The organism is Streptomyces sp. B6B3 (genome assembly GCF_039871525.1).
Taxonomy (GTDB): domain Bacteria; phylum Actinomycetota; class Actinomycetes; order Streptomycetales; family Streptomycetaceae; genus Streptomyces.
Window position 1 is genome coordinate 1 of the sequence record NZ_JBDPLU010000051.1, and the last position, 7,638, is coordinate 7,638.

The following is a 7,638-nucleotide window of genomic DNA, read 5'->3' on the forward strand; positions in this document are numbered from 1 at the left end:
CGCCCGGCGGGCGGGGCCCCCCGTCCGCGCGGGGCGCCCCGCGTCCGCGGCCAGGCCCTGCTGAACGCACCACCCTCGGATCGCATCCCGAATTCCGACCGCCAGCACCCCGGCGAAGTCCAGGACCAACCCTCGGTACCGCATGTCCACCCATCCCCTCCTCGCCCGGGCCGTTCCCGACGCCCCAGAGCCGCCGGACGGCTTGCTCCCGGCCCATTCTCGAGCCTCGGCCGCCGCCGGCACGGTGGGAGACCGGACGAATCCGCACGCGCTGGCCGGCACGAGACGGCCGGCCGTGCACGTGTCCGCGCCCCGCGCGCCGCCCGGCGTGTTGCAGGGCGTATCGGCGCCATGGGGGCGCTGCTGGGCCGGGTTCCGCGTCATCTCTTCCTGGCCACGCGGGATCTGAGCCGGGTCGCGTGCCGGTCACGGAAGCCCGGCACCCGGTGTCGGGGCTACCTTCGAGGTTGCCGTTGGGGATGTTGCCCGGTCTCCCGCCGGGGTCGTGGACAGATCCCTTCGCCGGGTCGTGGCGAGGCGCTGTTGCAGTCTGGCGTGGCGGAACTGGTACAGCGGGCCGGTCTGCCGCAGGATGCCCAGGTGGTGCGCCTCGGTCAGGAAGCTCTGCAAGCGCCAGGGCAGGTCACCACGCAGCGCGAGCACCGCATGTGCTGTGCGGTAGTGCAGCCAGGCCGAGGCGGCCAGCGCGGGTACCAGGAGAAGCAGCGAGATCGGCACCGTCACCAGATGCCGCGCCGCGTCCGGCAGCATCGACCACTCCAGGGCGAACGGCGTGCGGCTCAGCGCCCGCGTGGCCAGGTAGGGGACCACCACCAGCAGAACCCCGCACAGCCCGTACACCACGCACATCAGTCGGTCCCCGCGCAGCGAGATCCGCGCCGAGGTCACGTCCTGCGCGGCCACGGGCATCCCGGCCCAGCGCACCAGCATCATGCCCAGGCTGAGGAAGAGGCTGATCAGCAGGCCGCCGCGCCACATCGAGGACGGGACGGGCACGCCGTCCTCGGCCGCCGCCCAGTGGATGCTCAGCAGGACGGGCAGGCTGATCGCCGCCGAGGCGGTGGCGGTGCGGACCAGCGCGCGCGGCAGCCGCCGGCGCCAGCCGCGCGTGTCGAACGCCGCCCGGCTCGGCGAGGACGGCGGCAGCGGAGGTCCCGCACATGTGAACAGCACGAAGTACATCACCGCGACGTCCCCCGAGTCGGTCAGTACGACGGCCCACGGCCGCGCCGCGTCCTGGCCGCCCATGCCGGCCAGCGCCACTGTCACCGACACCGCGCTGACCACCCCGGCGCAGACGGCGATGACCGCCGCGGCCAACAGGCGCCTGGCCGACAGCACCCGGCTCCGCAGCAGCAGCGCGGCCAGGCACGGCAGGCTGGTGAGGGTGAGGGCCAGATGCGCGGTCCACACCGCGGCCGGAACCCACGAGCCGCCGACGTGGTTGCCCGAAGGGCTGGTCCAGCCGTGCAGGGTCAGTGGGAAAGACACGGCAGCCGCCGTCAACCCCCAGGCCACGGCTCGGCGCCAGGTGCACCGCAACGTCGACACCGTGCGGTACAGCTGCCACCACGCCAGGTCGCTCGTGCCCTGCTCGGTCAGATGCCGGGCCAGCCGGGCCAGGTAGTGCTCGGCGCGCCGCGGGTCCCAACGGCCCTCGCCCCGCCGGACCCTGCGGGTGAACAGTACGGGGATCAACCGGTCAAGCAGGTGGTCCTCGATCGCCGCGGCGTTCGGGAAACGGCCAGCGTCCGCCAGCTCCGCCGGGTCGGTGCGATCCCCGCCGCCGCGCACGTCCGCGTACACCGCGCGCACCAGCGCGACCACCAACGGGCTCGCCAGCGCACGCGCCGCCGCTCCCGCCGGTTCGCACACCACGTGCCGCGCCAGCGCCTCCCAGCATTGCTGCCGCGCGCAGCCGGGCGGAGTGGCCAGTTGCAGCATCGCCAGCGAGTCGGCCGGGCGCAGCGGAGCCGGCTCGACCACCGCCGCGCCCACCAGTACTCCGACACCCGCGACCGCGGCGGCGTACTCGGCGGTGCGGCAGGTCAACACCGGCGGCGCGGTCGGGGGCAGCGTCTCGTTCAAGGAGGCCAGAGCGGCCGCCTGAGCGCGCGGTGGCAACTCGTCCATGCCGTCCAGCACCGGTAGCAGCCACCCGTCGGCCAGTAACTCGGCCACCTCGCCCGGCCGCAGCGCCGGGTAGTCGGCGGCAACCACACGGCGCAGCCAGACCGGGGCGCTCTCCCGCCCGGGGTCGAAGGACGCCAGCGACAGCAGCACCGGCACCGGCTCCCTGGCGTTCCGGTCGTGCAGCAGCGCCAGGGTCAGCAGCACCGCAAGCGTGGTCTTGCCCGTCCCCGCATCGCCGAGCGCCACCAGGCGGCGCCGCGGCAACCCACGGTAAATCGCGGCCAGTTCCTCGGGAATGTCGGCACGGCAGGCCACGGGCTCGCCGACGACCTGCCGATGGTCGGCGACACCCGGCAACAGACAATCAGCCCAGGCCACCGGAAGCGGCGCAGGAACCAGGAGCTGCCGCAGCACCGCCTCGTTCTCCCACTGCCGCCGCACCGCGCGTGCCAAGGCTCCGGCGGCCTCCTCGGGCGCGTGCCGGCCCCGGTCCGCCGCCGCGCCCTGCCGAGTGCCGCCGCGCGCCCACACACCGAGCACCGCGAACAGCCCCACCACCGCGGACACCAACGAGCTGGCCGTGGCCGCCGACCTGACATCCCCCAGCACCCACACCAGGCCGAGCCCACCGGCCAGGCACACGCACAGCGTCCACACCCACGCCCAGGTACACCCCCGCCGCGGATCCACGCCCACCCCCAGCTACTCCCATGCGCCGCCCTGCCCAACGAGCCACCCACCACGCCGGACACGCCACCGCGAGAACCGATGGCACATCCGACGCGGGCGGGAACCCACCCCGGATCCCGATGCCCGAGCCGCTGCGGCAGGCCGTTCACCAGCTCATGCCGAGGTGGCGTTGAACCGCCAGGACGTGCTGCGCCACACGAACCCGACGCCGGGATCAGCAGCGCTCGTTCGCCCGCCACCCCCACAGCGATCCCTGCTACCTGTGTGCCGCGTGCCCTCGGCCACGCTCGGGCCCACACGCTGCCGCGGCGCGAGTTCCCGCCCATGCTTCGCCCCCCGGGGAGCGGTTTAGGGGGAAGGGCAGAGGCCGTGTCGGCCATACAGTCCACGACCGCCGCGCAGCCGCCGGAGTGGTGGACCCTTGGACTTGTTCATCTGGTCGAAGGAGACGACGATCGATGGAACAGGACCAGAGCAGCACTCTGACCGTCCCGTATCACCCGAACCTGCGGTTCGACATGCCCGTCCCGTACAGGGGCATGAACCGGCACATCTGGCCCGCTCATGACCGTAAGCTCACCTGGCTCACCGAGCGTGGGCTGCTGCCGACCGGAGCGGGAAACCCGTCGGTGCTGAAGGGCTCTCACTGCGACCTGCTGACCGGCTGCTCCTACCCGGACACCGGCCTGCCCACGCTGGCGCTGTTGGACGAGTTCGTGGGTTGGGGCTTCGTCATCGATGACCAGATCGACGACGCGGCGGCCGGACTCGGCCCCGACCGAGTCGCGGCGGTCATTCGCGAACTGACGGACATTCTCGACGACCTGCCTCCGGCCCGGCTGACCAATGCCGGCGCGGCACTGGCGGACTGGTGGGCCCGGATGCGCACGGTGTCGACCCAGCCATCATGGCGCACCCAGTTCGTCTCCTCCACCACGGCGTGACTGAACACCTACGAGATGGAGACCCGTCACTGGGCCGAGAACTACACGCCCGGTCTGGCGGAGTACCTGGAGTACCGGCGTAACTCGATCGCCTCGTGGCCCTCCAGCGATCTCGTGGAGATCGCAGATCCGGTATCGCCAACGACGTTCTCTCCTACGAGAAGCAGCACCGTCTGGGGCGGCAGAAGGATATCGTGGACATCCTGGTCGCGGAGAGGAACTGCACCCCGGAAGAGGCCCTTGAACAGGCTGTTGGCATGGTCAACGGATGGATGGCCGACTTCGAGCAAGCCGAAAAAGAGTCTTGTGCCCAGTTGGCGCCGTTTATGTTGATCTCCTGCTCCGCAACACCTCGGACGCCTGGCGCCTGACCGAGAACGGCTGGCTCCTCAACGACGTGAACGAATGCCTCGCCGACATCGGCGTCGGGACTCGCGTCACAACTTCCTCGGAGCCGAATACACCAGAAAGGGGCCGTGGCGGTTGCTCCCACGGGTCAGTGGAAAGAGAACATTCCCATGGACCTTGGGTGTTCACATCAGACGCGAAGCCTTCGCGTCAGATGTGAACACGCCCCGCGTGCCAACCGCGAGCGTCAGGACCGGCCCCAGCCTCGTTCGTCATCCGCACCTCGACCTCGACGGACACCCGGCAGGACGCCCTACTTCGGCGCCTGGAAGCCGCCGATCTTCTGCTCGAGCAGTTCGGCCAGCCGCAGGGGGGTGCGGTCCTCGAACATCGGACCGATGAGCTGCACTCCCACCGGCAGACCCTCGGAGGACAGACCCGTGGGTATGGCGGTGGCGGGCAGGCCAGGCATGGTGGCCAGACCAGCCCAGACAAGCTGGTCGAAGAACGGGTACGCGGCGCCATCGATGTCGATCCGCCGCTCCAACAGATCGGGGTTGTGGTCGTGCGGGAACGCGGGAGTCGGCGTGATCGGACACACCACGGCATCGAACTGGGCGAAGAGCTGCCGCCAGCCGTGACGGTGGAACTCGCGACGGTCGTTCGCTTCGATCCAGTCGCGGTGGCTGAGCACCATCCCGCGCAGCCGCGCCGCGTCGAGACTCTGGTCGTCCGCGCTCAGCCCGGCGGCGCGGGTCCGCAACTGCTCGTACGCCTCGACGGGAAAACGCGCAACCGAGCCCGAGAACAGCAACTGCGTGTAGAGCGTCGCGGCCTCGGCCAGATCGGGCAGCAGCGGAGTGCGCCGTTCGACGTGGACGCCGCCGTCGACAAGTGCGCCGGCCACCCGGTTCACGCCGGCCCGTACAGCGGACCCGGTCGGAATGAGCGGATGCTCGTCGAGGACCAGGACCCGGAAGTCGCCGAGCCGCTGGTGGCGTGCGGGCGGCAGCGTCAGGTCGTGCGCCACGCCCAGCGTCAGCGGGTCCGGCCCGGCCATGACGTCGAGCAGGAGCGTGAGGTCGCGAGCGGTGCGCGCCATCGGGCCGACGACAGCGAGGTCGAGGTCGACCGGCAAGGCCGGCGTGGCTGGCGGGACCATACCGCGGTTCGCCACCAGCCCGAGCGTCGGTTTGTGCGCGTAGACACCGCAGAAATGCGCGGGGGTACGCAGCGAACCGCCGATGTCGGAACCGATGGACAACGCGCCGAATCCGGACGCCAGGGCCGCCGCCGATCCGCCGGACGATCCGCCCGACGTGCGAGCGTGATCCCACGGGTTGTTGGTGGTGCCATAGATCTCATTGAAGCTCTGCAGATCTTGCAGCCCCAAGGGCACATTGGTCTTACCAAGCACAACCGCGCCGGCGGCCTTGAGCCGCGACACCTGTACCGCATCCTCGGCCGGCACATAGTCCCGGTGCTGCGGCATGCCCCAGGTCGTGGGCAACCCGGCGATGTTGTACGACTCCTTGACCGTCACCGGAATACCGAGCAGTGGCCGGTCCTCGCCGCGAGCGCGCGCCTGGTCGGCTTGCTGCGCGTCGGCCCGCGCATGGTCGAAGTCCGGCACACAGATCGCGTTGACCGCCTTGTCATCCCGCTCGATACGAGCGATTGCCTCGTCGGTCAGTTCCGCCGAGGTCACTTCACCAGCACGCAACGCAGCCGCGAGTTCTCCCGCAGTCAGATAGTTCCACTCCATGAAATGACCGTACTGACCTCTGGCGGAGGCCATAAAATCCCGATTCGCACAACGGGATAGTTGTCGTAACTCATCATGTTGCTCGGCCAGAGAGAAACCGCTCGACCGCTGGCCATGGCGAGGCGTGATGGCCTGGCACACTACGCCGAGAGCGTCGTGCTCTGTGGCACGCACGTCGACAAGCTGTGGTGACCCGACTCCTGTAACCCCAGCGCTCCGCCGCGCTGGGGCGCAGGGCTGCGGCCCTCGGAAGGGGCCCACCGCGGCACACCTGGGCCCGGAGCCGTATCGACCGACCGGGAGTGCCACACCCCGCGCCGGTCCCGCTCGCCCCCGCAGGCGCTGACACATCGGGCCGCCGAGGGCCGTCTACCGGGCAGGCATCGCCGAGCGGCTCAGCACCGGCCCGAGGCCGGGGGAGGGCAGTGTGCTGACGGTTCCGGTCCCGCGTAGGGCGTGGTTGTTGTCGAGGGTGCGCTGGCAGCTGGCTTCTTCGTACAGCGCGGCGGGCGTCCACGTCGTCGAGCTGGCCGCGAGCCTGAACACCTGGATCGAGAACCTGACCGCCCGGAGCCGGTCGCTCGCCGAGCTCGACCGTACGGTCTCGGCGCCCTGACCGCACCCAGCTAAGTTCACAGGCCGATCGCCGCCTTCGGCCCCATGTAGGTGCCGGCGCCGGGAGAACCGCCCCGGCACAGCTTGGCGAACCGCTCGCTGAACCCCACCGAGGTCAGCTCGTCCAGCTTGACGAACCGCACCGCCCGAATCGGGCCGTCGCCTCGCCGTAGAAGTGGGTGTCGGTGACGGTCACCATGTCCTCGGTGTCCCAGGTGTCGGGCTGGCCGAAGACAGGGACGGGCCGTGTGGGCCAAGGGTGATGTGGACTTCGTCGCCGCTGAGGTCGAGGTCGTCCATGGTGATTGCGGTGATGCTGGTGAGCGGCTGCGCGAAGAGGGCTAGGAGGACGAGGACTCAGCGGTCGCGGAGGAAGTAGCCGGCCGCGGGGTCGAGCATGGATTCGCAAAAGGGTGCGGCGAGGTTCGATCCCGGCGGCGATGCGTAGGGCAGAAATCGACGCAGGGTGTCGCTGTGGGGACACTCTGTCGGAGAATAGGAAGATGGTGAAGGCGGACCTGAACCCTTCCCGGCACACCGATAGAGCTGTTTCCCAGCTCCTTTCTGCGGGCCGCGCGTGTGGATTCCAGCGACGGCTTTTCCGACTATTCACCGCGTCATTTTCCATTCCTACTAACCCGGTTGGTCGATTCCCCTTCTCCGCGATATCGCGCCTTCCCGCTTTTCTCCACACAGGTTTTTTGCGCCGAATCATAATTCCGGACGTCATCGCTTTTCACGACGTTTTCCTATTCGGGAAATGGCTACAGGTACAGACCACATGCTGACACCTAGTCAGGTGTGGTGCTCGGTCTCTGACGGGGTGTACGCTGGTCTCATGTCGGGCACCCCCATCTCGTAGCCAGCACTCTCCGTCATCACGGGCGGGGGCTGGAAGCGCGGAGCGCGACCAGCCCGACCCGTGCCATCACCGAAAACAGCAGCCTAACACCGGAGTTAGTGCCCCAGACGACCTCCAGCGAGGAGGGCTAGGCCGGAGGCCGGCCCTCCCAACCGGACACCGCCCGTGAGCGGAGCGAACGGGCCCGCCCCCGCCGGGCCGCGGAGCGGCCGGCGTCCCTCCGCCCCGTAGGGGCGGCGCGTCGTGTCTCCGGAGGAGAC

General features: G+C 69.9%; 6 protein-coding genes. 3 read left to right on the forward strand and 3 right to left on the reverse strand.

Annotation, left to right across the window (positions count from 1 at the left end):
* Positions 1-426: 426 nt before the first annotated feature.
* The gene (locus ABGB06_RS39165; RefSeq protein WP_347600447.1) at positions 427-2,811 is read right to left on the reverse strand and encodes an NACHT domain-containing protein; all 2,385 of its coding nucleotides are present in this window, start codon (positions 2,809-2,811) and stop codon (positions 427-429) included.
* 491 nt (positions 2,812-3,302) lie between these two features.
* Here ABGB06_RS39165 and ABGB06_RS39170 point away from each other — a divergent pair, with 491 nt between their 5' ends.
* Together ABGB06_RS39170 and ABGB06_RS39175 are read left to right on the forward strand one after the other, a co-directional pair.
* Positions 3,303-3,788: a hypothetical protein gene (locus tag ABGB06_RS39170; protein WP_347600450.1), complete on the forward strand. Its 486-nt coding sequence runs from the start codon at positions 3,303-3,305 to the stop codon at positions 3,786-3,788.
* 95 nt (positions 3,789-3,883) lie between these two features.
* Entirely contained in the window at positions 3,884-4,159 is a 276-nt protein-coding gene (locus tag ABGB06_RS39175) for a hypothetical protein (protein WP_347600453.1), read from the forward strand.
* Positions 4,160-4,449: 290 nt separating this feature from the next.
* On the opposite strand, the gene ABGB06_RS39180 is transcribed toward ABGB06_RS39175, so the two are convergent.
* On the reverse strand, positions 4,450-5,901 hold the full coding sequence (locus tag ABGB06_RS39180) for an amidase (RefSeq protein WP_347600456.1): 1,452 nt from the start codon (positions 5,899-5,901) through the stop codon (positions 4,450-4,452).
* 427 nt (positions 5,902-6,328) lie between these two features.
* Between ABGB06_RS39180 and ABGB06_RS39185 the strand changes: the two genes are divergently transcribed.
* The gene (locus ABGB06_RS39185; protein WP_347600458.1) at positions 6,329-6,517 is read left to right on the forward strand and encodes a hypothetical protein; all 189 of its coding nucleotides are present in this window, start codon (positions 6,329-6,331) and stop codon (positions 6,515-6,517) included.
* Positions 6,518-6,533: 16 nt separating this feature from the next.
* On the opposite strand, the gene ABGB06_RS39190 is transcribed toward ABGB06_RS39185, so the two are convergent.
* On the reverse strand, positions 6,534-6,659 hold the full coding sequence (locus ABGB06_RS39190; RefSeq protein ID WP_347600461.1) for a hypothetical protein: 126 nt from the start codon (positions 6,657-6,659) through the stop codon (positions 6,534-6,536).
* Between the last annotated feature and the right edge of the window lie 979 nt (positions 6,660-7,638).